This window comes from Luteibacter sp. NPDC104163, assembly GCF_055584245.1.
Genome location: NZ_JBVJMK010000007.1, coordinates 20,550 through 45,660, shown reverse-complemented (window position 1 = coordinate 45,660; position 25,111 = coordinate 20,550). Strand labels below are relative to the sequence as shown.

The window sequence follows — 25,111 nt, the reverse complement described above, 5'->3', positions numbered from 1 at the left end:
CGCTATGAAGGGGTGAAACCGTGGCAACTGTTGTTCCCCAGCCGGTGGTGGCCACGCTGTCACGCTCGGCCATGTTCCTCGTGCTCACGGTGAACCCGGGATCGGTAGCGGCGGAAGCCGTGCGTGGCATGTGTGGTGACCTTGCCGGCCTGCTGCGCGCCGTCGGCTTCCGCGATCTCGATGGGCAGCTTTCGTGCGTGATGGGCTTTGGTTCCACCGTGTGGGACCGCCTGTTCTCCGGCCCGCGCCCGGCGAACCTGCATCCGTTCAAGGAGATCAACGGCGTGCATCGCGCGCCTTCCACGCCAGGCGATGTCCTGCTGCATATCCGCGCGAAGCGCATGGACCTCTGCTTCGAACTCGCGACGCAGATCCTTGCCCGCCTGGACGGCGCGGTCGAGGTCGTCGACGAAACGCACGGCTTCAAGTACTTCGATGATCGCGACCTGATCGGTTTCGTCGACGGCACCGAGAACCCCACCGGCTTCGAAGCGATCGAGGCTGCCGTGATCGCCGACGAGGATCCCACGTTCACCGGCGGCAGCTACGTCATCGTCCAGAAGTACCTGCACGACCTGAAGCGCTGGAACGAGGTGCCGGTGGAGGCGCAGGAGAAGATCATCGGCCGGCACAAGCTGTCCGATATCGAGCTCGACGACGCGGCCAAGCCTTCGTATGCGCACAACGTCCTCACCAGCATCGAGGAGGACGGCCAGGAGCTGGACATCGTCCGTGACAACATGCCGTTCGGCGATGTCGGCAAGGGTGAGTTCGGTACGTATTTCATCGGTTATGCGCGCTCACCGGCGCGCACCGAGAAGATGCTCGAAAACATGTTCGTCGGCCTGCCGCCCGGTAACTACGATCGCCTGCTCGATTTCAGCATCGCGAAGACGGGCTGCCTGTTCTTCGTGCCGGCCGCCAGCTTCCTCAGTGATATCCCCGATGCGCCGGGTGCCACCGGCGCGCGTATCGATTCCGACTCCGATGCGTCGGCGCCAGCCGGTGACGGCTCGCTGGGCATCGGCTCGCTCAAGATGGAGAAGCAACATGGGTAACCTGTTCCGTGAACTCGCGCCCGTCAGCGGCGGCGCGTGGAAGCAGATTGAAGACGAAGCCACGCGCACCCTGAAGGAGCACATGGCGGCCAGGCGCCTTGTGGACGTAGTAGGCCCGCGTGGCTACGACCTCGGCGGCGTGGCGACCGGCCACGTCCGCGAGATCGCCGCGCCGGATCAGGGCGTTCGCGCATTGCAGCGGCAGATGGCGCCGCTGGTCGAGCTACGCGTCCCCTTCGTGCTCTCGCGTGAAGAGCTCGACGGCGTCGCGCGCGGCTCGAACGACCCCGACCTGCAGCCGCTGAAGGACGCCGCGCGCAAGCTGGCCTTCGCCGAGGACCGTGCGGTCATCGACGGCTATGGCGATGCCGGCATCACGGGCATCCGCCAGGCGAGCGACAACAAGAAGGTCGCGCTGCCGGCGGATATCGCCGCGTATCCGCGCGCGGTGGCCAAGGCATTGAGCGAGCTCCGCCTCGCGGGTGTGAACGGGCCGTACCGCCTGGCCCTGGGTGCAAAGGCCTATGCCGCCGTGAACGGGGCGACCGACGAGGGTTACCCGGTCTACCGTGAGCTGCACGGGATGCTGAACGGCGGCATCGTCTGGGCACCGGCCATCGAGGGCGGGCTGCTTGTTTCGACCCGTGGCGGCGATTACGAGCTGCACCTTGGCCAGGATGTATCGATCGGTTATGACTCGCATGACGCCACCTCGGTGACGCTGTACCTGCAGGAGAGCTTTACGTTCCTGTCGCTGACGGCGGAAGCGTCGGTTGATCTTGTCGCTGGGTGATCGGGCTCAGCTGGGCGTTTAACCGCTCATGCGCGATAGAGGCACTTGTTGGCCCCTATCGCGCGCAAGCGCGCTCCCACAAGGCTTAGGCGGGCCTGATGCGGTACCAGATCGCGTACAGCGCCGGTAGGAACAACAGCGTCAGCACGGTACCGCCGATGGTGCCGCCGATCAGCGTGAAGGCCAGCGAGCCCCAGAAAACCGAGAAGGTCAGGGGAATAAACGCGAGTACGGCGGCGAGCGCGGTGAGGATGACCGGGCGCGAACGTTGCACCGTCGCTTCCACCACCGCATGGTAGGGATCGAGGCCTTCGCGCTGGTTCGTATGGATCTGGCCGATCAGGATCAGCGTGTTGCGCATGATGATGCCGGCCAGGCCGATCAGGCCCAGGATGGCGTTGAAGCCGAACGGCTGGTGGAACAGCAGCAGCGTCGGCACCACGCCCACCAGGGCCAGTGGCGCGGTGGCCAGGATCATCAGCATGCCCGAGATCGAGCGCACCTCGAACACGATCACGATCATCATCAGCAGGATCATCAGCGGGAACACGGCGGCGAGCGCCTTGTTCGCCTTGCCCGCTTCCTCGAGCGCACCGGCGGTATCGATCGCATAGCCCGGCGCGAGTGAAGCCACCAGCGGCTTGAGCTGCGTGATGAGCTGCATGGAAATGTCCGGCGGCTGCAGGCGTTCATCGATGTCGCCGCGCACGGTGATCGTCGTAACCCGGTCGCGCCGGCGCAGGATCGGATCCTCCATGCGTGTCTCGGCGTGGCCGAGCTGGTCGAGCGGCACGCGCTGGCCAGCACTACCCACGAGCGAGAACGCCCCGAGCCGCGCCGGATCCAGCCGGGTCGGGCCTGCGCTGCGGGCGACCACATCGACCGAGCGGATGTCTTCGCGCACGCTGGTGACGGTGATACCCGTGAGGAGGAACTGCATCTGCTGGGCGGCGTCGTGGGTACTCAGGCCGACGGCCTGGAGCCGGTCCTGGTCGAGCACGAAATGTACCGTGGGCACGCGCTCGTCCCAGTCCGAATTCACCGTGCGCATGGCAGGGTTCTTCTGCATCACTTCACGGACCTGCGCGGCGATGGCACGGACCTTGTCTTCGTCGGGACCGGAGACACGAAACGCGACGGGGAAGGGCGAGGGCGGCCCGAACACGATCTGCGTGGCGCGCACGCGTGCCTCGGGCGCAAGGCCATCCTGCACAGCCTGGCGCACGCGCAGCTTCAGCGCTTCGCGGGCTTTCTCATCCTGGGTCAGCACCACGATCTTGGCGAACGACGGGTCGGGCAGTTCCGGGGCCATGCCCAGGAAGAAGCGCGGTGCCCCCTGGCCGATGTACGTGGTGACGATGGCGGACTCGGGTTGCTTGCGCAGCCAGTCCTCCACCTTCGTCGCCGCCCGTTGGGTCGCATCGAGGGCCGTGCCTTCCGGCATCTGCACCTCCACGAGGACCTCGGGGCGATCGGAAATCGGAAAGAACTGCTGGCGAACGAAGCCCATGCCGAACACCGCGACGGCGAACAGGCCGACGACGCCGAGCGCCACGATGACCTTGCGCCGTACGACGAATGCGATGAGCCGGCGGAACGCCTGGTAACGCGGCGTGCCGTAGATGGCGGCGTGGCCGCCTGGCACGGGAGCGATCTTCGGCAGCATCTTCACGCCGAGGTACGGGGTGAAGATGACGGCGACGAACCACGAGGTGAGCAGCGAGAACATCACTACCCAGAAGATGTTGCCCGCGTACTCGCCCGCGGTGGATTGGGCGAAGCCGACCGGCATGAGGCCGATGGCGGTGACCAGGGTGCCCGCGAGCATGGGTGCCGCGGTGTGGCTCCAGGAATAGGTGGCCGCCGCGACGCGATCCTTGCCTTCCTCCATTTTCACGACGATGGTCTCGATGACGATGATCGCGTCATCGACCAGCAAGCCCAGTGAGAGGATGAGTGCGCCCAGCGTGATGCGGTCGAAATCGCGCCCCGTGACCAGCATGATGATGAAGACGCCGGCCAGCGTGAGCGGGACGGCCGCTGCGACCACCAAGCCGACGCGGAAGCCGAGGCTGATGAGGCTGACCGCGATCACCACGGCGAGGGCGACGAAGAACTTCAGCATGAACTCGTCATAGGCCTCGGCGATGTTCACCGCCTGGTCGGTCACCTTGGTGAAGGACAGGCCGAGCGGCAGGTCGCGCGAGATGGTCGCGGCCTCCTTTTCCAGCGCCTTGCCGAGTTCGAGGCCGTTGTAACGCTCGCGCATCACGACGCCGAGGATCAGCGAGGGTTCGCCGCCGTTGCGGACGAGGAAGGTGGCGGGATCTTCATAACCACGACGCACCGTGGCGATGTCGGCGAGGCGCACGGTCTTGCCGTTCGCGATCACCGGGGTCTGCTCGATGGTCTTCAGGTCATCGAATGCGCCATCGAGCCGGATCAGCACCTGCGGGCCGGCCGTATCGATCGAGCCCGCGGCGGTCAGCACGTTCTGCTTGTTCAATGCATCGAAGATCGCGGTGGGGGCGATGCCGAGCGTGGCCAGGCGTTCGTGGGAGAACTCGACGAAGATCTTCTCCGGGCGCTCGCCGATGATGTTGACCTTCTTCACGCCCGGGACGTGGAGCAGCTGCTGGCGAAGCGTTTCGGCCTCGCGCACGAGCAGGCGCTGCGGTTCACCGCGTGCCTTCAGCGCGTACAAGGCGAAGGTGACGTCCGCATACTCGTCATTGATCAGCGGCCCGATGACGCCCTGCGGAAGCTTCGCCGCTTCGTCGCCGAGCTTCTTGCGTGCCTGGTAGAACTCTTCCTGCACTTCGCCCGGTGGCGTGTCGTCGCGTAGCGTCAGCGTCGTCCAGGCCACGCCAGGACGGGTGAAGGTCTCGCTGCGGTCGTACCACTTCAGCTCCTGCAAGCGCTTCTCCAGCGGCTCCGCGACCTGGTCCTGCATTTCCTTCGCCGTGGCGCCGGGCCACGCCGTCACGATGGTGAGGACCTTGACCGTGAACGCCGGATCCTCGGCGCGGCCCAGGTGCACGAAGGCGAACAGCCCCGCGACGGAGACGGCGATGATGAGGAAGAGGGTGACGGCGCGCTCGCGCACGGCAAGCGCTGAGAGGTTGAAGCCGCTCATGGCTGGATCCCCGCGACCTGTGCGGTACGCACCTGCTCCCCGTCATGCAGTTGATGCGCGCCGAGCGCGACAAAGCGCTCGCCCGCGTGGAGGCCGGCGGTGACGGCGACAGTCTCCTCGCCGACGGTGCCGAGCGTCACGGCGCGCCACGTCACGGTGGATCCCTTGTCCTGTACGACCCATACGCCCGGGCCCTCGCCGCGATCGAAGATCGCCGCGAGCGGCACCGTCGCGGGCGCTGCGTGGAGCGATGCGAGGTGGATGACCACCGTGGCGCCCAGCGGTGCGTCCGCGGCCGTGCCATCGAGCACGTAGCGGGCTTCGAAGGTGCGTGTGAGCGCATCCGCCGCATCCGAGAGCAGGCGCAGGTGGGCGCTCGTGGCCGCGCCATCGGCGCCGTAGAGCGTGGCGCGCGCGGTGGAGCCGATGGCGGGGCGCAGGGTTTCCGGCAGGGACACCAGCGCCTCGCGCGGGCCTGCGTGGGCAAGGCGGATGACCACCTGGCCGGCGGTGACCACCTGGCCTGGCTCGGCGAGCGTTTCGACCACGGTGCCGTCGGCGTCTGCGAGGAGGACGGAGTAACCGGCTTCGTTCGCGCTGACGGCTGCCTGGGCCTGCGCGGCACGCAAGCGCGCCGCGGCGGCGTCGGCGGCGGCCTTCGCCTGGTCATAGGCCGATGCCGATACGGCGCCACGACCGACCAGGCCGCGGAAGCGCTTTTCGTCCGCTTCAGTCTGGATCGCTTGCGCCCGCGCGGCTTCGAGCTGGCTGGCGGAGGCGCTGTCGGCCAGCGCAAGGTCGGTGCGGTCGATCCGCAGGAGCGGCTGGCCCTTCCGTACGGTCTGGCCCGCGTCGACGAGCCGCTCGACGATCTTGCCGGGGACGCGGAAGCCCAGGTTGCTTTGCACGCGCGCCGAGACAACGCCCGTGAACGCCGATTCGCCGGTTTGCGTGGCTTCGAGCGTCGCGGTACGGACCAGCGGGGCCACGAGGCGGGGATCCGCCTCGGTGCGGGAACAGGCCGAGAGAGCGACGGCGAGCGCCGCGCTGGCCAACAACGGGAGGGCGAGGGTGAGCGGACGAGCGTGCATGGTGGCTTTCCGGGGCTGGGAAAACCACTGGATAGTGTCGAGTGACCAATTTGGCAAGTGGTCACAAGAGATTTATTTTTCCTAGGGCGCGAGGCTCCGCAGGATCAGGCTGGTCACGGCTGGGAGCCCGGCGTCGACCAGGTCCAGGTTGTGCTGCAGCAGGACCGGGTCGGCGAGCGGTAGCGCGGAAATCCAGATGCCACCGATCACCTCATCCAGCGGGGTCTTCCGCTCGAACGCGCCGCTTTCGCGGCCCGCCTGGATGATTTCCGTAAGCAGAGCAGATATTTGCGCGATATGGCTCTCGGAGCTTGTCCATCCTTCGGCGCGCGAATGGGCGACGATGTCGTAGAGCTGCCGGTCGTTGAAGAACTGGGCCAGCGACTGCTCCACGGCCGTCCGCAGCAGCGCGCGGACCTGTTCATGCGGCGTGGCGGCGGCGTCGACGGCGGCCTGGATCGCGGTGAACTGCGCGAGCAGGGTTTTGCTGCAGATAGCTTCGCCAATTGCCTGTTTTGAGTCGAAAAACTTGTACAGGTACGCCTTCGAGAAGCCGATGGCCTTCGCCAGGTCGGACATGGTCGTCTTGGCATAGCCGTAGCGGCTGAAATGGGCGTCGGCGGCCTCGATGATCTGATCGCGTACGCCGGGCGCCGGGGTGTCGACGGAGTTAACGGAGTTCATGGCCAGACCTATACAGGAGCCCGGGCCGATGGGCAATGAATGACCATTTCGGAAATGGGTCACGGCCCGGACCGATTCAAGACATGCCCGAGGGACGTTCGTCGCGTCCAAGGCAGCCGGGGGCCGCCGGCACTAAGCTTGGCCCATGACCGACAACCCATCCCTTGATACCGCGGCCACGTCGGTCCCCTGTACGGAGAGCCAGCGGCGCTGGACCCTCGTCGCTGCCATCCTCGGCTCCGGGATGGCGTTCGTCGACGGAACGATCGTCAACGTGGCGCTGCCGGCGATCCAGCAGGCCATGCACGCGACGACCGCGGACGCGCAGTGGGTGATGGAGTCTTACGCGTTGCTGGTCTCCGCCTTGCTGCTCGTCGGCGGCGTGCTCGGCGATCGCTTCGGCCGCCGCCGGGTGTTTGCCATCGGTGCGGTCGTGTTCACGCTCGCCTCGCTCGTGTGCGCGATGTCGCCGGACGTCAACGCGCTGATCATCGCGCGCGGCGCGCAGGGCCTGGGCGCCGCGCTGCTGGTGCCGGGGAGCCTCTCCCTGATCACCTCGGCGTACCCGAAAGAGCGGCGCGGTCGCGCGATCGGCACGTGGTCGGCGTTCAGCGGTGTCACTGCCGCACTTGGCCCGGTCCTCGGCGGTTTTCTCGTCGAACATTTCTCCTGGCACTGGGCCTTCCTGATCAATCTCCCGCTGGGCATCGCGCTCGTGGCCATCTGCCAGTGGCGCGTGCCGGAAAGTCGCGGTGCCGGTGCCGGGCGCATCGATGCCTGGGGTGCGCTGCTTGCCACGGTGGGGCTCGCCGGGGTCGTGTATGCGCTGATCGAGGCACCATTGCTGGGCTGGATGGCACCTGCTGTTTTGGTCGCGGGCGTGGTCGGCATCGTGGCGCTGGTCGCGTTCCTTATCGTCGAGCAGCGCGTCGCCTCACCGATGCTTCCTCTGGCGCACTTTCGCGATCGCAACTTCGCCGGGGCGAACCTGCTGACGCTGCTGCTCTATGCCTCGCTCGGCGGCAGCATGTTCTTCGTGCCGCTGAACCTGATCCAGGTGCAGGGCTACGGCGCCACGGCGGCGGGCGCCTCGCTGTTGCCGTTTATCGTGATCATGTTCGTGCTCTCGCGCTTCGCCGGCCGCCTGGTGGATGTCGTCGGCGCGCGCCTGCCGCTGGTCGTCGGCCCCAGCATCGCCGCCGTGGGCTTCGCGCTCTACGTGTTGCCAGGCGTCGGCGGCTCGTACTGGACGACCTTTTTCCCGCCCTCGGTGATGCTCGGCCTGGGCATGAGCATCACCATCGCGCCGCTCACCACCACGGTGATGAACGCCCTCGATCCCTCGCTCGCCGGTACCGCCTCGGGCGTGAACAACGCCGTCTCCCGGGTGGCCGGCCTGATCGCGATCGCCGTCTTCGGCGTGCTGCTTACCCACGGTTTCGACGTGGCGCTGCGGCACAACCTGGCGGCGATGCACCTGTCTCGCGAGGCCGTCGAGACGATCATGGCCCAGCGCGCCAGGCTCGCCGGCATCGAGCTGCCGCCGGGCGCCGAGGCGGCGAGGCGAACGGTCAACTACGCGTTCGTCGCCGGCTTCCGCCAGGTGATGTGGCTTTCGACGGCGCTCGCTGCGCTCTCGGCGCTCGTCGCGGCGGTCATGATCCGCGACAAGCGCACACCAGCCAGCCGGGCGCCTCAGAAGTCGTAGCTCGCCCCCAGCCGGACGTAACGCGGGAGCTGGCGGACCTGTGCCTGGCCATACTGCGGATCGGCGACGCCGGGGTCGGTCTGCGAATACGGGTAGATGTTGAGCGGGCGCTGCTCATTCGCCACGTTGAACACGCTCGCGGTGAAGGCGAGCTTCCCGTCGGCGAAGCCCGGCCGGTACGTGGTGCCGATATCGAGCTGGCGGACCCACGGCAGGCGGCCGTGCGAGCCCGGCGGCGACGGCTTGCCATCGCAGTAACGGTACGAGTTGCCATAGCCCGATGGATCGGTGAAGTCAGGGCCGTAGAAGCCGAGGCAGGTCTTCGGGGCGCCGGAGACGAGGCTCAGGTTGGCCGACACCAGCCATTCCGGCGTGAGCTGGTAGTAGCCATAGAGCTTGAGTTGGTGGCGGTGGTCGTTGTTCGTCGGGCCGTTGGTGTTTTCCATGAGGTAGCTGTTGTCCCAGTCCTCGCTGGTCGACGCCGCGGTCTGCTGCAGGTCCGAGCGAAGCTGCCCCTCGGTGTTGCCATAGCTGCGCGAGAAAACGTAGTCGAGCTTGGCGTACCACGTGCCATCGAACGGGTGCTCGAGGAACCCTTCCAGCGCGTAGTAGCGGCGCTTCAGGCCCTGGAAGCCGAGTTCCTTGTTGCTGAGCGGCACGTTCACGACGTTGCCGTTCACATCGATCAGGTTGAACGTGTTCGCCCGGCCTGGATTGAACAGGTAGCAACTGTTGGTCGAGGTCACGTCGTAGCCGAGCGAAGCGGCCTTCGCCGTGATGCGGTCGACATCGCAGTAGTCATCGATGGCGCTGCGCAGGATGCGTTGCGTGGCCTTGGCGCCATATACCCAGTTGGCGCCCGCGGTCTTCTGGAAACCGAGGATGAATTCGTCCTGGTATTCGGACTTCAGGTTCTTCGCCGTCACCGTGCGCGCATCAGGCAGTACGCCGTAGTAGTTGTTTGACGAGACCGGCGCCGAGAAGGCGGTGAGGCCGGTCGGCAGGCCCTGGCCGTCGATGCCGCCATACGTGAAGTACTGCGACGTGCTGAGCGAGGCGCCGGCGGCGTTGAGGCCCGGATTGAGCGGCAGGCCCAGGTAGTAGCGTCCCGCGTTGCCGTAGACCTTGAAGCTGGCATCGCCATTCACGTCCCAGCTGAAGCCGAGGCGCGGTGCCCACTGCGGACGATGCTGGCTGACGTACGAGTCGCCATCGCGGTTGAAGTTCTCGAACTGGTCGTTGCGCAGACCCAGCGACAGCAGCCACTGGTCGCTGACCTGCCACTTGTCCTCGACGTACTGCGCGCGCTGGGTGGCACGGACGCTGGCGAGCGAGCTCACGACGTGGCGCACCACGTAATAACCCTGCTGGCCGTTGGGGATGCCACCCGTCGCGGGCACGCCCAGGCCGGTCGAGATCGGCACGTTGGGATCGGCCTTGCCGTAGCTCCAGTAGTAACCATCGGCCGAGGCGGTCGAGCCCTGGTCGATCGCCCGGGTGACCTGGTTGTCGATACCGGCGCTCAGCGTGTGGTCGCCGAGCACGTACGTGATATCGAGGCGCGTGTTATTGCTGCGCGTGCTGCGACCGGGATTGATGACCGTCTGGACGGTCTGGTTGTTGCCGATCGGGCTGCCACCGTTGAGCGCGGGGTTCTGGTTGATCAGGCCATCCGCATAGGTCAGGGTGCCGTCGTACGCGCCGGGCTGGTCGTACTGGTCGAGCTTCATCTTGCCGTAGAGGGCGGACACGGTGAGGTTGTCGGTGATGTAGCCGGTGTACTTGGCCGTCCACACGTCGCCACCGGTCTTGATGTCGTCGGCGCTGCCGATGCGCTCGCCGCGCTGCAGGGCGTTGTAGTCGTAGTCGTAGACCGTGCCCTGGGTTTCGCGCTTGCTCGAGGCGCCGGTGAGTTCAAGGATGTGGTTGTCGGTGATGTTCCAGTCGACCTTGCCGTACCAGCGCGGCGAGTCGTAGCGGTAGTGCACGTCGGGGCTCACGTTATCGACGGCGTTGTGCGTATCGGCCTGCTCGCGCTCGAACTCCCCGGCGAGGAAGAAGAACAGCTTGTCCTTGATCAGCGGGCCGCCCACATAGCTGCTGACGGTCGTCACCCAGTCGCGGTTCTCGCGGTTGGGCTTGTACAGCGAGCCGGCCACGGGCGAGGAGGGCAGGCCGTTGGTGTAGAACGTGTTGACCGAATCGGCGCGGGCGAACGCGGGCTCCCACAGGATCTGCGCGCCGTAATGCCATTCGTTGGTGCCGCGCTTGCCGACCTGGTTGATCACGCCACCATCGGAGCGGCCGTACTGCGCGCTGTAGCCGCCGGTATAGACCTCCTGCTGGTCGATGGCGCCATAGGGCAGGGAGATGCCGCCCATCCCGCGCTGGGGATCCGTGACGTTGTAGCCGTTGATGTAGTAGGCGTTCTCGCTGGCGGCGGAACCGCCGAAGCTGTTGAGGCGCTGGCCCGTCGGGCCGGTATAGCCGCCGCCGTTGCTCACGACGCCTGGCGCGAGACGCGCCACTTCGTCGGCGTTGCGCGCAAGCGGCAGCTTGGCGAGCTGGTCGGCAGTGATCACGCTGCGGGAGTCCACCGCCGCCACGTCGATGGAGGGCAGCGCGTTCTGCGTGACGGTGACGGACTCGAGGTTCTGCGCGGCCTGCGCGGTGAACGACACATCGACGGAGGCACCGACGCGGAGCGTCACGCCGCTGCGCTTCTGGACTTCGCTACCGGCTTTCCGCAGCGTCACCGTATAGGTGCCTAGCGGGAGCTGGCCTGCGGCGTATCGGCCCTTGTCATCGACGGGGACCTCGCGGCTGAGCCCCGAATCGCCCTGGACCAGGACAGTTTCACCTGCATCTATCGGGGCCTGGCCGGTGATGGAGCCGGTTGTGGACTGCGCGTAGGCCTCAGCGGCGCCAAGCAGGGCGACCACCGCGACGAACAGGCGGCGACGGGCGGAAACAACGGCATTCGGCTTCAAAACAGCTTCCCCTTGGTATCCAGGATGAGATGCGCGGGCACCGTTCATGTTGCGGTGCGGCAGGCGTGTCCAAGGAATATCGAATAGACGTCTATATGTCTAGACGTACATACGTGAAGCAGCCGTCACGAGGGAAACATTGCGTTTCCCGTGGTGAACGCTGAAGCGGGAAAAGGGGTTCCCATAGGCCGGCAATCGGCCTATGGTGGGGAGTTGTCCCGGGATTCCTTACAGGCCGCGGCGAGCGTTGCGCTCGCGGGCTTCGGACTCATCGATCGTGTAAATGGTCTCCGGCACCGCCTCCAGGCGCGCGCGCGGGATCGGCTCGTCGCTTTCGTCGGAGCGGCCATAGCTGCCTTCCTCGATCTTTTCGAGCGCGCGGTCGATCGCGGCCAGGCGGCCCTCGCTATGGGCAAGCACGGCTTCGTCGTTTTCCTGCTGGGCGAAGCGTTCGCCGTCGTCGCCTTCATCCTGGGGCTCGCCGCCCGCGGCGGCCTGCCAGGCCTGCTCGTCGCGGCCCGCGGCATTGCCGACCGAGATCAGCTGGCGGCGGAGCTCGATGAGACGCTCCTTCTGGCGGGCGATGAAGGCGGAATCGAGGTCGTGGGACATGGGTCTCTCCGTGAATGGTGCGTGTGGGAAAGCGCGTGGTTTAGCAGGCGCCGCCGGCGTAGGATTGTCAAATCGCATCCAGCCGACCGCCCGGACGGTACGCCATGCTGCGTGAGCCCCATATCCATTGCCCGCTTTGTGGCTGGGAACCGAAGGCCGATTCCCGCTGGATCTGCGCGCCCGGCGAACCCGGTTCGGGCTGCATGACCCGCTGGAACGTGTTCTGGACCGGTGGCTGCTGTCCCGGATGCGGGCACCTGTGGGCCGTGACGTCCTGTTACGCATGCAACAAGGCCACGCCGCTGAAGGACTGGTACCACTACCCCAGCGATGCCGAGAGCGCGATCGAACTGGCGCGCGAGGCCGAGGCGGATCCGTTGTAACGCCACACCGGTGGGAGAGTACCTGTGGGAGCGCGCTTGCGCGCGATTTGGGGTGCCGCGAGCACCCATCGCGTGCAAGCACGCTCCCACAGCACGCTCCCACAGCGCGCTCCCACAACGGTCGGGCGGTTACTTCAGTAGCGCCAGGGCCAGGTATGCGGCGGCGATGCCGAAAGCCACTACGGCGAGGGCGAGCGCAACCAGTAGCCGCAACGGAAGCGAGCGGCCCAGCATCGCGAGCGACGGCAGGCTCACCGGCGGCAGCGTCATCAACAGCGCCGCCGCGGGGCCCACGCCCATGCCGAGTGCAAGCATGGCCTGCACGATCGGGACTTCCCCCGCCGTCGGAATAACGAAAAGCATGCCCGCGATGGCGAGGCCGGCGATCCAGTACCAGCTGTTGTCGATGTCCGCGCCGATATGCGGGAACAGCCAGGCGCGTGCCGCGCCCAGCGCAAGGACGATGACGATGTATTCCGGGATCAGTCGCACCGTCATGCGCAGGAACAGGGTGGCCCAGCGTCGCGCGATGTCTCCGGGCGAGCGGGCTTCTTCCTCCGGGAGCGCGTCGAGCGGGACCACCATGGCCGGTCCCGCGATGCGGTTGGCCAGCCAGCCGAGCCCGAACACCATGGGAATGGCCAGCGCCAGCCGGAAGCCGGCCCACTGCCACCCCAGTACGAAGCCGGTGAAGATGAGGGTGGCCGGATTCAGCAGGGTATTGCTGAGCCAGAATGCCACCGAAGCACCGGGTGCGGCCTGGCGCTGGCGCAGTCCTGCGACGACGGGCGCGGCGCAGCAGGTGCACATCATCCCGGGTACGCCGAGCAGGCCGCCGGCCAGGGTGCTACCGAAACCGCCGCTGCCTAGCATGCGCTGGATGGCACGGGTGGGAAGCAGCGCCTGGATGCCCGAGCCGAGCAGCAGGCCGAGCAGCATGGCCTTCCAGATGGCCTTGCCGTAAGCCATCGCATAGTCGAAGGCCGCGCTCCACGAGGGTGCGGGCGGTGCTGCCGCATCACCCATCAGGATGGAATGCCCGATGGAATGTTTCGCCGCAGCCTCATAGGCACGGCCGTAGTACGGGTACCACTTCACGTAAAACAGCCCGGCGACAACGATGAGGGCGAAGATCGCCCAGCGCATGCCGTTGCTTCGATGCGAGACTGCATTCATGGCTTTCCCCGGTAACCAGAGCATCGTTATGCTGCACCTATCGCGCGCCTCGCGCTACCGCGCTTTTGTATGGATGTGCCCATGAATGCCATGCGTTTGACTGAACTCGCCCACGGCGGCGGTTGTGGCTGCAAGCTGGCTCCCGCCGTCTTGCAGGAACTGCTCGCCGGAAAGGCGGCCAGCATGCCGTTCGCGCAGTTGCTCGTCGGCAATGAATCGAGCGATGACGCGGCGGTATGGCAGGTCGATGAGCGCACCTGCGTGATCGCAACCACCGACTTCTTCATGCCGGTGGTGGATGACCCCTACGAGTTCGGCAGGATCGCGGCGGCCAACGCGCTATCGGACGTGTACGCAATGGGTGGCAAGCCGATCATGGCGCTGGCGATCCTTGGCATGCCCCTCGGCAAGCTGCCCGTGGATACCGTGCGCGCCATCCTTGCCGGTGGCGAATCGATCTGCGCGGACGCAGGCATTCCCGTGGCGGGCGGGCATTCGATCGATTCGGCGGAGCCGATTTACGGCCTTGCCGCGATCGGCCTGTGCAAGCCGGAGGAGGTGCGCAGGAATTCGGGCGCACGAGTGGGCGATGTGCTGATCCTCACCAAGGGCATCGGTGTCGGGATCTATTCGGCGGCGTTCAAGAAGGAAGCGTTATCACCCGAGGCATATAGCGAAATGATCGCCTCGACCACGCTGCTCAACCGCATCGGGCATGAGCTGGCCCAGGACAGCGACGTGCACGCGATCACGGATGTCACCGGCTTCGGTTTGCTCGGCCATGGCATGGAGATGGCCCGCGGTAGCGGCGTGCGGCTGCGCATCGATCAAGCACGCGTCCCGTTCCTTGCCGATGCCGAGGCGTTGATCCAGGCGGGCTATGTCACGGGGGCGTCGAAGCGGAACTGGGCCAGTTACGGCGAGGGTGTGGCCTTGCCCGATGCGTTCCCGGAGTGGCGGCGTGACCTGCTTACCGATCCGCAGACGTCAGGCGGCCTGTTGGTCGCGTGCGCGCCGGAGCGGGCGGAGGCAATCCGCGCGATGATCGAGGCGGCGGGGTATGCGTGGGCTAGCATCGTGGGTGAGGTGGTTGGGGGTGAGGCGGGGGTTGTTGTGGCTTGATGCATGGCTATCGCGCGCAAGCGCGGCCCGACAAGAGCGCGGGCGCGCGGGGTAGCGGGATGGCGGAAGAGCATGGGAGTCGAACCCACCCGAAACAGTCTGGCTGCCTCACCCGGATTTGAAGTCCGGACGCCCCACCGGGGACGATGCTCTTCCATGGATGCGCGTTAGCGCGCGGTTGGTGCGTAGAGGTCGAGGTACTCCGCGCGAATGCTGCGCAGCGTGCCGCGATTGAGCATAACACCCTGCCTGTCGAAGAACTCCAGGATCTGGATCGCTACCTTGCGGCCGTTGTCCAGCCGGTCGCGGAACTGGGCGGCGGTGAAGCGTCCGTCGGGTGCGTGGCTCGCGATGTCGACGGCGATCCGCACCATCTCGTCCACGACATCGCGCAGGAAAAAGTGGTCATGGGCGATCTCGTCGGCGAGGCCGCGTCGCGCGGCGGATTTCATGCGCTGGCGGATCTCCGCTTCCGGCCTGCCAAGCGCGCCGGCGATGTCGCGTACGCGTGGCGGACGGAAGCGTTCTTCGCCTCTGAGCAAGGGCGCGATGCGCTGCCATGCGGCCTCGTCTTCAGGGGTTGCCCTGGGCACGTGGCCCGCCAGCCTGACGAAGGCACCATCACGCACGACGCGTGCCTGCACCTCGGGACGCAGCAACGCCTGCGTGAAAGCAGGGGCGGGCAGGCGTGGCTGCACGGCGCGGCGCAGTGTCTCGCGCGGCATGCCTTGGAGGTCGGGGTGTTCGCCATGGAACGAGGCGAGCCGTTCCACCATGCTGTCGACGGCCCGCTGCCAGTGCGGCGCGCCGAGTGCGATGCGCGTGCCACCCCCCTCGAGGACCACGGGTGCGAGGTCATCCACCAGGAACTGCAACGCCCCAGCGGATAGCGCGCGATCCCGCGCGAACGCAAGGAGGTCGCGTGCGTGCGGCGGCGCATCCAGAAGGGCGCGGAGGCTGTCACGCGACGCTGCCTCCGCCCATGCGTTGCGTTCGGCGACGCGCGCCGGCGTTCGCCGCTGGCGGCCAGGCGCACGCAGGTCGATGAAGAAGCCGCCGCCTATCGTCCGTTGGGCCGTGGTGTCGCGTAGGACGAAGCGGTCCAGGGACGCGGCGGCGATCGGGCGATCCAGCACGAGCTGGACGTCCATGCTTTCGCCAGGGCGCATCGCGTCGCCCTCGAGCAGCACGATGCGCACGCCGGTTTCGGCGGACGCATGATGCAGACGGGCCGGAAACCATGAGCCGATCGCGCGCGGCTCACCGGGAAGCAGCCGCAGCCGCGCATCGATGCGGTCGGTGGGCGCATGCAGCGCGGGATCCACGATCATGTCGCCGCGATGGATCGCATCCTTCGTGATGCCACTGCCGGCGAGATTCAACGCGACGCGATCGCCCGCGGCACCTTCCTCCGCCTCCTGGTTCTGCGCGTGGACGGAACGCACGCGCGCAACAAGTCCCGAGGGGCTGACCACCACGGCGTCCTTCACCTGGACCGCGCCGGACAGCACCGTGCCGGTGACGACGACACCGATGCCTGGGAGCGTGAAGACCCGATCGACCGCGAGGCGGAAGGGAGCGTCGTCGCGTCGTGCCTGCCGTGTCCATGCTTCCGCGGCGAGTCGCGAGCGTAGCGCATCGATGCCTGCGCCACTGACGACCGAGACCGGGATGATTTCAGCATCCTCGAGCGTTGTGCCGGCGAGCATCTCGCGCACGTCAGCGCTCACCTCGGCCACGCGCAAGGGCGTCGCGACATCGGTCTTGGTCAGGGCGACGACGCCGTGGCGGATACCCAGCAGGTCGAGGATCGCGAGATGCTCGCGCGTCTGCGGCATCACGCCATCATCCGCGGCAATCGCGAGCAGGGCCATGTCGATCCCGCTGGCACCCGCCACCATCGTCCGTACGAATTTCTCGTGGCCGGGCACATCGATGAAACCGAGTGTCGGGCCATCGGGCAACGGCAGGTAGGCGAAGCCAAGGTCGATGGTGATCCCGCGCGCCTTTTCCTCCTTGAGCCGGTCACCCGCGACGCCGGTCAGTGCCCTGACCAGCGACGTCTTGCCGTGGTCGATATGGCCCGCCGTGCCGACGATCATGGGTGCTGGGCGAGGTTCGCCAGGAAGCCAGCCTCGTCGGCCTCGTCCAGGCAGCGCAGGTCCAGCTGCAGCGCACCCTCGGTAATGCGGCCGATGATCGGGCGTGGCACCGCGCGCCAGGTATCGGCAAGCGCGTCGAGCGCGCGCTGGCTGCCGGCCGACCGGATCAACAACGCGGCACTGGGCAGCGTATCGAGCGGCAGCGCGCCGGAGCCCACCTGGCTCGCGCAGTCGCCGACCTCCACCTGGAACGCGTCGCCAAGGCGGCTGGCGACGTCGGGACGCAAGCGTTCCGCCTGTGCGCGGATGGTCTCGTGCGTGCGCGCGAGGTAACGCAGCGTGGGCAGCCGTTCCACCAGGCGGTCGGGATCGCGGTAGAGGTGCAGGGTCGCCTCGATGGCTGCGAGCCGGACCTTGTCGACGCGTAGCGCGCGCTTCAGCGGGTTGCGATTGATGGCCGCGATCAGCTCGGTGCTGCCGACGATGAAACCCGCCTGCGGGCCGCCCAGCAGTTTGTCCCCGGAGAAGGTCACCAGCCGCGCGCCTTCGGCAACCGCGTCGCGCACGGTCGCTTCGCGCGCCAGGCCGTAAGCGGAAAGGTCGACAAGACTGCCGGAGCCGAGGTCGTTCAGCAGCGGCACGCCTGCCGTATCGGCGATATGCGCCAGCTCGCGTGCCGGCACCTCCGCGGTGAAGCCCTGGATCCGGTAGTTCGAGGTGTGCACCTTCAGGATAAGGCCGGTGTGCTCGTCGATCGCGGCACGGTAGTCGGCGGCGTGCGTGCGGTTCGTGGTGCCGACCTCGACCATGTGGGCGCCGGCACGGGCCATGATGTCCGGCATGCGGAAAGCGCCGCCGATTTCGATGAGCTCGCCACGCGAGACGATCGCACCGCGGTTGAGCGCAAAGGTGTTGAGGCACAGCAGGACGGCGGCCGCGTTGTTGTTGACCAGCGTGGCGTCCTCGGCGCCAGTGAGCTCGCGAAGCAGCCCGCGGACGTGGTCGTCGCGTTCGCCGCGGCCGCCTTCCTCAAGGTCGTACTCGAGTGCCACCGGATGGCGCATGGCATCGACCGCCGCCTCCACCGCCGCCTCCGCGAGCAGGGCGCGGCCGAGGTTGGTATGGAGCACGGTGCCGGTGAGGTTGAACAACGGGCGCAGGCCCGGGAGGCGGGCGTCGAGCCGGCGACGCGCTTCATCGACGATGGATGCGATATCGGATGCGGCCGGCGTACCGGCACGGATGCGGTCGCGCGCGGCGTCCAGCGCCAGGCGTACCGCGTCGGTCACTGCGACCCTGCCGTGGGCCTCCAGGAGCGGCACGGCTTCAACCGCGCCCAGCACGGTGGCGACGGCGGGGAGGCGGCGCAGGGCGCCGTGGTCGGCTTCAGCGATATCCATGCCGGGAGCGTAGCCCCATCGCACGGCGGTTTTCTAGTCGATGTCGGCGGCTTCGCCCACCAGCAGGAACGGGTTCGGCGCATGCCGGGAAAAGCCGGCTTCGGCGACAAGGAGATCCAGCCCCAGCGACGCAAGGTCATCAGCGACCGGGTCCGCCTGCATGTCCTGCAACTGGTAAAGGAGCTTGCTGTAGGTCTGGCATTCCCCACAGGTTTCGGCCTTCACCAGGCCGTCGTCGCCCTCGATCGCCTGCACCTGCAGGGTACGGGTTCCCCCACAGGTGATGCACGAGGCACGCACGTGGTTCCACGCGGTGGAGCACAGCGAGCAGTGCAGGAACCGCGTGCCGGGCGTGATGCCGCTGGCGGTGATCATACCGGCCACGCTGGGCGAGCCGCAGCAGGGGCAGAGCGAGCGTTCTTCGAGGAGGCGCAGGTCGGCGACGACCAGCCGCGAGGCGGAGACGGTGAAGTAGATCTGCAGGGCGGCTGCGATGTAGACGGCCGCTGCGGTCTCCGTAGCAGCTACCTTGCCACGAAGGAACTGGTCGGCGAGCCGTTCCAGCGCGGCATCGTCCATGTCACGCAACTGCGCGATCGCCTCGAGCGCCGGCGGAGGCAGTTCGCCGGACTCGACCTCGGCAAGCATCAGGCGCAGGCCTTCCAGCCAGGCGGGATTCCGCGGATGGCCATCGGCGGCCATAGGAGGTAACCGGTTTTCCACGGCGCGTGCGACGACATCGGCGTCCGGTGTGCCGGATGGCGCCAGCGTGGTGGCGACCGCGTGCTGGGCTCGCGAGAGGCCGGCGATAAAGCGGAGCCACGCTTCGAGCGGATGCCCATCGCTAAGCTTTTCCAGCCGCTGGGCAGTCACTGCGAAGCGCCGGGAGCGGTCGGGCAGGGCGATCGGATCAGGCGACTTGACACCCGCGTGCGAGGGTCCGGTCCATTTGGCGTCGGGCGGCAGTTGGGCTTGCTTCACGTATGTTTCCCAGGGACGTCGCCACGGCGACGGTAGCCGATGATCTGTTGGAACCACTTCCGGTGATGGTGCCACGCCCAGCCAGGGGTTACCCAGCCCTGGGTCATGCTGCGCACCGAATGGCGGATCCAGATGCCGGCATAGATGTGCACCACCAGCACGAGGATGGCGGCGAAGGCACACAGGCTGTGAATGAGGATCGCGATGCGCTGGGTTTCGATGGAGGTGGCCTTGCCGAAGTACACCTCCCACACCAGCAGGCCCGTGATGAACAGCACCGGGATCAGCGCGGTCATCGACCAGAACACGGCCTTCTGGCCCGCGTTGTTGCGCTCCACCGGGGGCACCGCCTCATCGTGGTTCAGCGCGACATCCACGATGGACTTCGACCATTCCACATCGCCGCGGTTGAACAGGTTGTGCCGCCAGAACTGGATGAACATGCCGATCCAGCTGATGACCAGCCCGCAGCCGAACCAGGGGTGCGCGGCGCGTGCCCACTGGCCGCCGCCGAACAGGCCGGACATCCAGAACAGGATGGGGTGGAACATCGACAGGCCGGAGATCACCAGCAACAGGAACAGGCCGGCATTGATCCAGTGGTTGACGCGGTTCAACGTGGTGTACCGCGTGATCGCGTTGGCGGGACGGGTCATGGCACCTGTTCCTCCTCGGTTTCACGGATCTCGCGCGCGGCCTCTTCTTCGTCTTCCTTCATCGTGTCGTTGGGGCCCACGGTGATCCAGTGGAAGAAGCCTGCGAGCGCGGCAAGGGCGATGCCGGCGACGGCCAGGGGCTTGTACAGCCCCTTCCAGGCCTGCACGAGGTAGCTGATGTGCGGCTTGTCGGGCAGCCCCGAATAAAGCGAAGGCTTGTCCGCATGGTGCAGCACGTACATCACGTGCGTGCCGCCGACTTCCTGCGGGTCGTAGAGGCCCGCGTTCGCGAAGCCGCGCGATTTCAGGTCGACGATGCGCTCGGCGGCCTGGTGCTGCATGTCCGTCTTGGCGCCGAACATGATTGCGCCGGTCGGGCAGGCCTTGACGCACGCGGGTTCGAGGCCCACCGTCACGCGATCCGAGCACAGCGTGCACTTGTACGACTTGTGGTCGGTCTTGCTCACGCGCGGGATGTTGAACGGGCAGCCCTTGATGCAATAGCCGCAGCCGATGCACTTGTCGCTGATGAAGTCGACGATGCCGTTGGCGTACTGGACGATCGCCCCGGGCGCCGGGCACGCCTTCAGGCAGCCCGGATCCTCGCAGTGCATGCAGCCATCCTTGCGGATCAGCCACTCGAGGTTGCCCTGTTCGTTCTCGTGCTCCGCGAACTTCATCAGGGTCCATACGCTCGGCCCGAGGTCATTCGGGTTTTCGTACGAGCCCTCGAAGAAGCCGATCTCCGGGCGCAGGTCGTTCCATTCCATGCACGCCGCCTGGCACGCCTTGCAGCCGATGCAGCGGCTGACATCGATCAGCTTGGCCACCTGGTCTTCGTGGCTGCGCGTGGCGGGCGGCGTCATGGTCGACGCGGAGCGGCGGATGTAGTCTTGCGATTGCAGGTCTGACATGTCGTCCGCCTCAGGCCGTGGGAGCCGACGTCTTTTCGACGTTGACCAGGAACGCCTTGAACTCCGGCGTCTGCGTGTTGGCGTCGCCCACCGAGGGGGTCAGCGTGTTGGCGCCGTAGCCCTTCCGGGCCTGGCCGGTGAACCCCCAGTGCAGCGGTACGCCGATGACATGCGTCGCCTTGCCATCGACCAGCAGGGGCTTGATGCGCTTGGTAACGTAGGCCTTGCAGATCACCTCGCCGCGCTTCGAAGACACCTTCACCCAGCCACCCTGCGTGATGCCCTTCTCCTTCGCCAGCACCTCGCCGATCTCGACGAATTCCTCCGGCTGGAGGATCGCGTTGATCAGGGCGTGCTTGGTCCAGAAATGGAAATGCTCGGTGAGGCGATAGGTGGTCGCGACGAACGGGAAGTCCGAGGGCTTCCCGAAGTTGTTGCGGTCGTGGTCGAACACACGCGCCATCGGGTTGGCCCGTACCTTCGGGTGCAGCACGTTCTCCACGGGTGATTCCATGGGTTCGTAGTGCTCGGGGAAAGGCCCCTCCACCAGCAGGTTACGGCCGAACAGGCGCGCCTGGCCTTCCACGGTCATGATGAACGGACCATCGTTCGCCGACGGCTTCTGCGCGACCGGGTAGTCCGGCACATCGATGCCGACCCACTTGCTGCCATTCCATTCGATGATGGGTTTGCGTGGATTCCATGGCTTGCCATCCGGATCCGCGCTGGCGCGGTTGTACAGGATGCGGCGGTTGGCAGGCCACGCCCACGCCCAGTTCGGCGACAGGCCCTGCTCCCGCGGATCGGTCGCATCGCGCCGAGCCATCTGGTTGCCCTTCTCGGTGAAGCTGCCCGCGAAGATCCAGCAGCCGGACGCGGTGCTGCCGTCGTCGCGCAACTGGGCGAAGCTATCGACGAGCGTGCCCCCCTTCGAGGTCACGTTGCTCACCGGATCGGTCACATCCGTGAGGAAGCGGCCGTTCATTTCCTTGGCCAGCTCCTCGGGCTCCGGCTCCCATGGGTTCAGGTAGGGCCAGGTCATCGACATGAGCGCGTCGGGGAAGGCACCGCCTTCCTTCTTGTACAGCGCGCGCAGGCGCTGGAACAGGCCGGCCATGATCCACAGGTCGGACTTCGCGATGCCCGGCGGGTCGGCGGCCTTCCAGTGCCACTGCAGCCAGCGCGCGGAGTTCACCAGCGAGCCGTTCTCCTCGGCGAAGCAGGTCACGGGTAGCTGGAACACCTCGGTCTGGATCTCGTGCGGCTTCGCCGGATTCTGCGGGCCGAAGTCCTGCCAGAAGCGCGACGTCTCGGTGTCCAGCGGATCCATCGTCACCAGGAATTTCAGCTTGCTCAGGCCCGCGCGGATCTTGCCGCGATCGGGGAACGCCTGCAGCGGATTGAACCCCTGGCAGATGTAGCCCGTCATCTGCCCGTTGTTCATCATCTCGAACGCCTTGATGATGTCGTAGAGCGGGATATCGAGCTTGGGCAGCAGGTCATAGGCCCAGTTCGTCTCCGCGGTGGCCGCGTCGCCGAACAGCGATTTCTGCAGGCTGACGAACAGCTTCCGGGTGTTCTGGTAGAAACTCGTCTGGCCCGGCCGCAGCGGCTTGAACAGCCGCGTCTTCATGTACTCGTCGTAGCTGGTTTCCTTGTCCGTGGGCAGGTTCATGTACCCCGGCATCTGGTTGGAAAGCAGGCCGACGTCAGTGAGACCCTGGATGTTCGAGTGCCCGCGCAACGCATTCATGCCGCCGCCGGATACACCGATGTTGCCGAGCAGCAGCTGCACCATGGCCATGGCGCGGATGTTCTGCACGCCCACGGTGTGCTGGGTCCAGCCCAGCGCGAACAGGCTGGTCATGGCGCGGTCGGGCACGCAGGTGCTCGCGATCAGCTCGCAGATGTGCAGGAATTTGTCCTGCGGCGTGCCGCAGATGCGCGACACCATCTCCGGCGTGTACCGGGAGACGTGTTCCTTCAGCAGGTTGATGACACAGCGCGGGTTCTGCCAGGTATCGTCCGCCTTCGCGAAGCCGTCCTCGCCCAGTTCATAGTCCCAGCTGGACTTGTCGTAGGTATGGTTTTCCTCGTTGAACCCGCTGAACAGCCCGTCCTGGAAGCTGAACTCGTCCTTCACCAGCAGGCTGGCGTTGGTGTAGTTCCGGACGTAGGTGTGCTGGATCTTGTCGTTGGTAAGCAGGTAGTGCATCAGGCCGCTGAGGAACGCGATATCGGTTCCCGGCCGGATGGGCGCGTAGTAATCGGCCACGGAGGCCGTACGGGTAAAGCGCGGGTCGACCACGATGAGCTTCGCGGCGTTCTCGATCTTCGCCTCGATTACCCATTTGAAGCCGCACGGGTGCGCCTCGGCGGCATTGCCGCCCATGACGATCACGACATCGGCATTCCTGATGTCGCCCCAGGTGTTGGTCATCGCACCGCGACCGAATGATGGGGCCAGACTGGCCACCGTCGGTCCGTGTCAGACGCGCGCCTGGTTGTCGAACACCACCATGCCGAGCGAGCGGGCCACCTTCCACGTAAGGAAGGAGGTTTCACTGGAGGACGCCGATGCGGCGAGCATGCCGACGCTGGTCCACCGGTTCACGGTGGTGCCGTCGGCATTCTGTGCGATGAAGTGTTTGTCGCGGTCGTCCTTCATCAGCCGCGCGATGCGGTCCAGGGCAAAGTCCCAGGAGACTTCCTTGAACTCGGTGCCGCCGGGCTCGCGGTAGCGGGGCGCCTTGAGCCGGGTAGGGGCATGGACGATATCGAGCAGGGCGGAGCCCTTCGGGCACAACGTGCCACGGTTCACCGGATGATCCGGATCGCCTTCGATATGGATGATGTTGGACCTGGCGTTTTTCGCCTTGTCACCCATGCTGTAGATGAGGATGCCGCACGCCACCGAACAATAGGTGCACGTGTTGCGGGTCTCGGTGGCGTGGGTGAGCTTGAAGGGGCGGACGGCGGCGGCTTGCGCCACCCCCGATGCCCCGAAGCCGATCATGCCGAGGCTGGACGCTGCCAACCCCATGCCTGTCAGCTTGATGAACTCGCGGCGGGTGAGTGCCATCGCAAGAACTCCGTAGGAAACCTGGCTGGACCACCGCACTCCCGGGGGAGGCGGGCACTGGCTTGTGTTCCTTCCAGGACATGGCGGCGGGCCGGCACGTCCCTGGATGAACTTACCACGATCCTATAAAGCCCGGTGGGGGAATTCCTGCACAAAACGCGCCTGTCGCGACGCTAACAAACTGTTAAAAGAGCGACAGGTGCGAGAACGGGAAGCAAGGTATTTCGGAAACAGCCCCCGGGCCTGAGGCCCCTTTCCAATGACGCGTTACGCGCATAACATCGGCGCGTCCGGCAGTCGGCCAAGGGGGCCGTCACCCGGCAGGGGAGCCAGCATGGAATGTCGCCACGGCGCCGGAAGGCGCCCCAGGGATATCGTGCGCGCCGGGTGCGCCGCATGAGCCGCTACGCAAAGCGCGTCAGCGAGCGTTGGTCCGATGCCCTCAGCCGCGTGGGCTGGGACGATTTTGAAAGACGGGTCGGCGCTTACTACGCGAGCCAGGGGTACCGCGTGGAGCACAGCGGCACCGGCAGCGGGTTCGGCAATACCGACGGTGGCATCGACCTGAAGCTGTTCAGGGATGATGCGTTCATCGTCGTGCAGTGCAAGCACTGGAATGCCTTGCAGGTGCCGCACAACCCCGTGCATGAACTCATCGGGGTCATGCATACCGCGGGCGCGACGGGCGCGATCCTGGTCACCTCGGGTGAGTTCACCCGCGCGGCGATCGATTCGGCGGCGCGCTTTCCTGGCATCACCTTGATCGATGGCGCCGCGGTTCGCGAGATGATCGGTCCCGTGGACGACGCAGGCCTGCAGTCGACCGGGCTCGTCACGGTGACCCCTGGCGCCGGTGCGCTGCTGCCGTGGCCGGGCAGGGCTCGGAGGGCAAAGCAGAAGGACGCCGCCATGTTCGTCGTCGCCATCGCCGTGACGGTTGCCGCGCTCCTGGTTTTCGTCCATCTCGTACGCAAGACGACCTTGTCACCGCGCCGTCCTGTTCCGGTCGTGCAGGAAGCCCTGCAAAGTCCATGGCCGTCCACGACGCGCACCAGCGCACGGCGTGACGACTCTCTCCCTGTCATCAGCCGTCCAGACGGCCAGGCCGCGGGACGCGACACGACGCCGCGAACGGCCGCGGAGATCAAGGCATGGGAGCGCCAGAACGCCGAATCGATGAAAATCCTGGAGAAGACCACGCCAGCGCTGCAGTCACCGTAGCG

The 25,111-nt window shown here is 66.5% G+C and carries 19 protein-coding genes and 1 tRNA gene; 6 read left to right on the top strand and 14 right to left on the bottom strand.

From position 1 onward, the window contains the following. The first annotated feature begins 20 nt into the window (after positions 1-20). Both ACZ6YI_RS10465 and ACZ6YI_RS10460 read left to right on the top strand, forming a co-directional pair. Entirely contained in the window at positions 21-1,058 is a 1,038-nt protein-coding gene (locus ACZ6YI_RS10465; protein ID WP_465778582.1) for a Dyp-type peroxidase, read from the top strand. After that, positions 1,051-1,851 (top strand): family 1 encapsulin nanocompartment shell protein, encoded by an 801-nt coding sequence (locus ACZ6YI_RS10460; protein ID WP_465778581.1) that lies wholly within the window; start codon positions 1,051-1,053, stop codon positions 1,849-1,851. The genes ACZ6YI_RS10465 and ACZ6YI_RS10460 overlap by 8 nt, the downstream gene beginning before the upstream one ends. An 85-nt stretch (positions 1,852-1,936) precedes the next feature. Here the strand turns inward: ACZ6YI_RS10460 and ACZ6YI_RS10455 are convergent, their stop codons facing one another. The 3 genes from ACZ6YI_RS10455 to ACZ6YI_RS10445 form a co-directional block, all read right to left on the bottom strand. Next, positions 1,937-4,987 (bottom strand): efflux RND transporter permease subunit, encoded by a 3,051-nt coding sequence (locus tag ACZ6YI_RS10455; protein WP_465778580.1) that lies wholly within the window; start codon positions 4,985-4,987, stop codon positions 1,937-1,939. After that, a complete protein-coding gene (locus tag ACZ6YI_RS10450; RefSeq protein WP_465778579.1) occupies positions 4,984-6,078 on the bottom strand; it encodes an efflux RND transporter periplasmic adaptor subunit in 1,095 nt (364 codons plus the stop codon). Before ACZ6YI_RS10450 ends, ACZ6YI_RS10455 begins: the two co-directional genes overlap by 4 nt. A gap of 81 nt (positions 6,079-6,159) precedes the next feature. Beyond that, positions 6,160-6,762: a TetR/AcrR family transcriptional regulator gene (locus tag ACZ6YI_RS10445; RefSeq protein WP_465778578.1), complete on the bottom strand. Its 603-nt coding sequence runs from the start codon at positions 6,760-6,762 to the stop codon at positions 6,160-6,162. Between the two features lie 145 nt (positions 6,763-6,907). Between ACZ6YI_RS10445 and ACZ6YI_RS10440 the strand changes: the two genes are divergently transcribed. Beyond that, the gene (locus ACZ6YI_RS10440) at positions 6,908-8,470 is read left to right on the top strand and encodes a DHA2 family efflux MFS transporter permease subunit (RefSeq protein ID WP_465778577.1); all 1,563 of its coding nucleotides are present in this window, start codon (positions 6,908-6,910) and stop codon (positions 8,468-8,470) included. On the opposite strand, the gene ACZ6YI_RS10435 is transcribed toward ACZ6YI_RS10440, so the two are convergent. Then, entirely contained in the window at positions 8,458-11,508 is a 3,051-nt protein-coding gene (locus tag ACZ6YI_RS10435; protein WP_465778576.1) for a TonB-dependent receptor, read from the bottom strand. The genes ACZ6YI_RS10440 and ACZ6YI_RS10435 overlap by 13 nt on opposite strands. Before the next feature lie 180 nt (positions 11,509-11,688). Further along, a complete protein-coding gene (locus ACZ6YI_RS10430; RefSeq protein ID WP_440324453.1) occupies positions 11,689-12,072 on the bottom strand; it encodes a TraR/DksA family transcriptional regulator in 384 nt (127 codons plus the stop codon). A 104-nt stretch (positions 12,073-12,176) separates the two neighbouring features. Between ACZ6YI_RS10430 and ACZ6YI_RS10425 the strand changes: the two genes are divergently transcribed. Then, a complete protein-coding gene (locus tag ACZ6YI_RS10425) occupies positions 12,177-12,455 on the top strand; it encodes a hypothetical protein (protein ID WP_440324451.1) in 279 nt (92 codons plus the stop codon). Between the two features lie 129 nt (positions 12,456-12,584). Here the strand turns inward: ACZ6YI_RS10425 and ACZ6YI_RS10420 are convergent, their stop codons facing one another. Then, complete coding sequence (locus tag ACZ6YI_RS10420; protein ID WP_465778575.1) at positions 12,585-13,631, bottom strand: permease; 1,047 nt, start codon at positions 13,629-13,631, stop codon at positions 12,585-12,587. A gap of 81 nt (positions 13,632-13,712) precedes the next feature. Between ACZ6YI_RS10420 and selD the strand changes: the two genes are divergently transcribed. Then, positions 13,713-14,753, top strand: a complete 1,041-nt coding sequence (gene selD, locus ACZ6YI_RS10415) for a selenide, water dikinase SelD (protein WP_465778574.1) — start codon at positions 13,713-13,715, stop codon at positions 14,751-14,753. A 60-nt stretch (positions 14,754-14,813) separates the two neighbouring features. Here selD and ACZ6YI_RS10410 read toward each other — a convergent pair. The 8 genes from ACZ6YI_RS10410 to ACZ6YI_RS10375 form a co-directional block, all read right to left on the bottom strand. Next, positions 14,814-14,909 (bottom strand) — tRNA-Sec (locus ACZ6YI_RS10410). A gap of 11 nt (positions 14,910-14,920) precedes the next feature. Then, on the bottom strand, positions 14,921-16,855 hold the full coding sequence (gene selB / locus ACZ6YI_RS10405) for a selenocysteine-specific translation elongation factor (RefSeq protein ID WP_465778573.1): 1,935 nt from the start codon (positions 16,853-16,855) through the stop codon (positions 14,921-14,923). Further along, positions 16,852-18,255, bottom strand: coding sequence for an L-seryl-tRNA(Sec) selenium transferase (selA, locus tag ACZ6YI_RS10400; protein ID WP_465778572.1), 1,404 nt, complete (start codon positions 18,253-18,255; stop codon positions 16,852-16,854). The genes selB and selA overlap by 4 nt, the downstream gene beginning before the upstream one ends. 33 nt (positions 18,256-18,288) lie before the next feature. Further along, on the bottom strand, positions 18,289-19,236 hold the full coding sequence (gene fdhE / locus ACZ6YI_RS10395; protein ID WP_465778571.1) for a formate dehydrogenase accessory protein FdhE: 948 nt from the start codon (positions 19,234-19,236) through the stop codon (positions 18,289-18,291). Then, positions 19,233-19,892 (bottom strand): formate dehydrogenase subunit gamma, encoded by a 660-nt coding sequence (locus tag ACZ6YI_RS10390; RefSeq protein ID WP_465778570.1) that lies wholly within the window; start codon positions 19,890-19,892, stop codon positions 19,233-19,235. Before ACZ6YI_RS10390 ends, fdhE begins: the two co-directional genes overlap by 4 nt. Next, positions 19,889-20,806 (bottom strand): formate dehydrogenase subunit beta, encoded by a 918-nt coding sequence (gene fdxH / locus ACZ6YI_RS10385; protein ID WP_440324437.1) that lies wholly within the window; start codon positions 20,804-20,806, stop codon positions 19,889-19,891. Before fdxH ends, ACZ6YI_RS10390 begins: the two co-directional genes overlap by 4 nt. A 10-nt stretch (positions 20,807-20,816) precedes the next feature. Next, positions 20,817-23,282 carry a formate dehydrogenase-N subunit alpha gene (gene fdnG, locus ACZ6YI_RS10380; protein WP_465778569.1) on the bottom strand — a complete coding sequence of 822 codons (2,466 nt, stop codon included), beginning with the start codon at positions 23,280-23,282 and terminating at the stop codon, positions 20,817-20,819. 12 nt (positions 23,283-23,294) lie between these two features. Next, positions 23,295-23,888 (bottom strand): hypothetical protein, encoded by a 594-nt coding sequence (locus ACZ6YI_RS10375; RefSeq protein ID WP_465778568.1) that lies wholly within the window; start codon positions 23,886-23,888, stop codon positions 23,295-23,297. Between the two features lie 396 nt (positions 23,889-24,284). Here ACZ6YI_RS10375 and ACZ6YI_RS10370 point away from each other — a divergent pair, with 396 nt between their 5' ends. Beyond that, positions 24,285-25,109 (top strand): restriction endonuclease, encoded by an 825-nt coding sequence (locus ACZ6YI_RS10370; RefSeq protein ID WP_465778567.1) that lies wholly within the window; start codon positions 24,285-24,287, stop codon positions 25,107-25,109. Positions 25,110-25,111 lie beyond the last annotated feature (2 nt).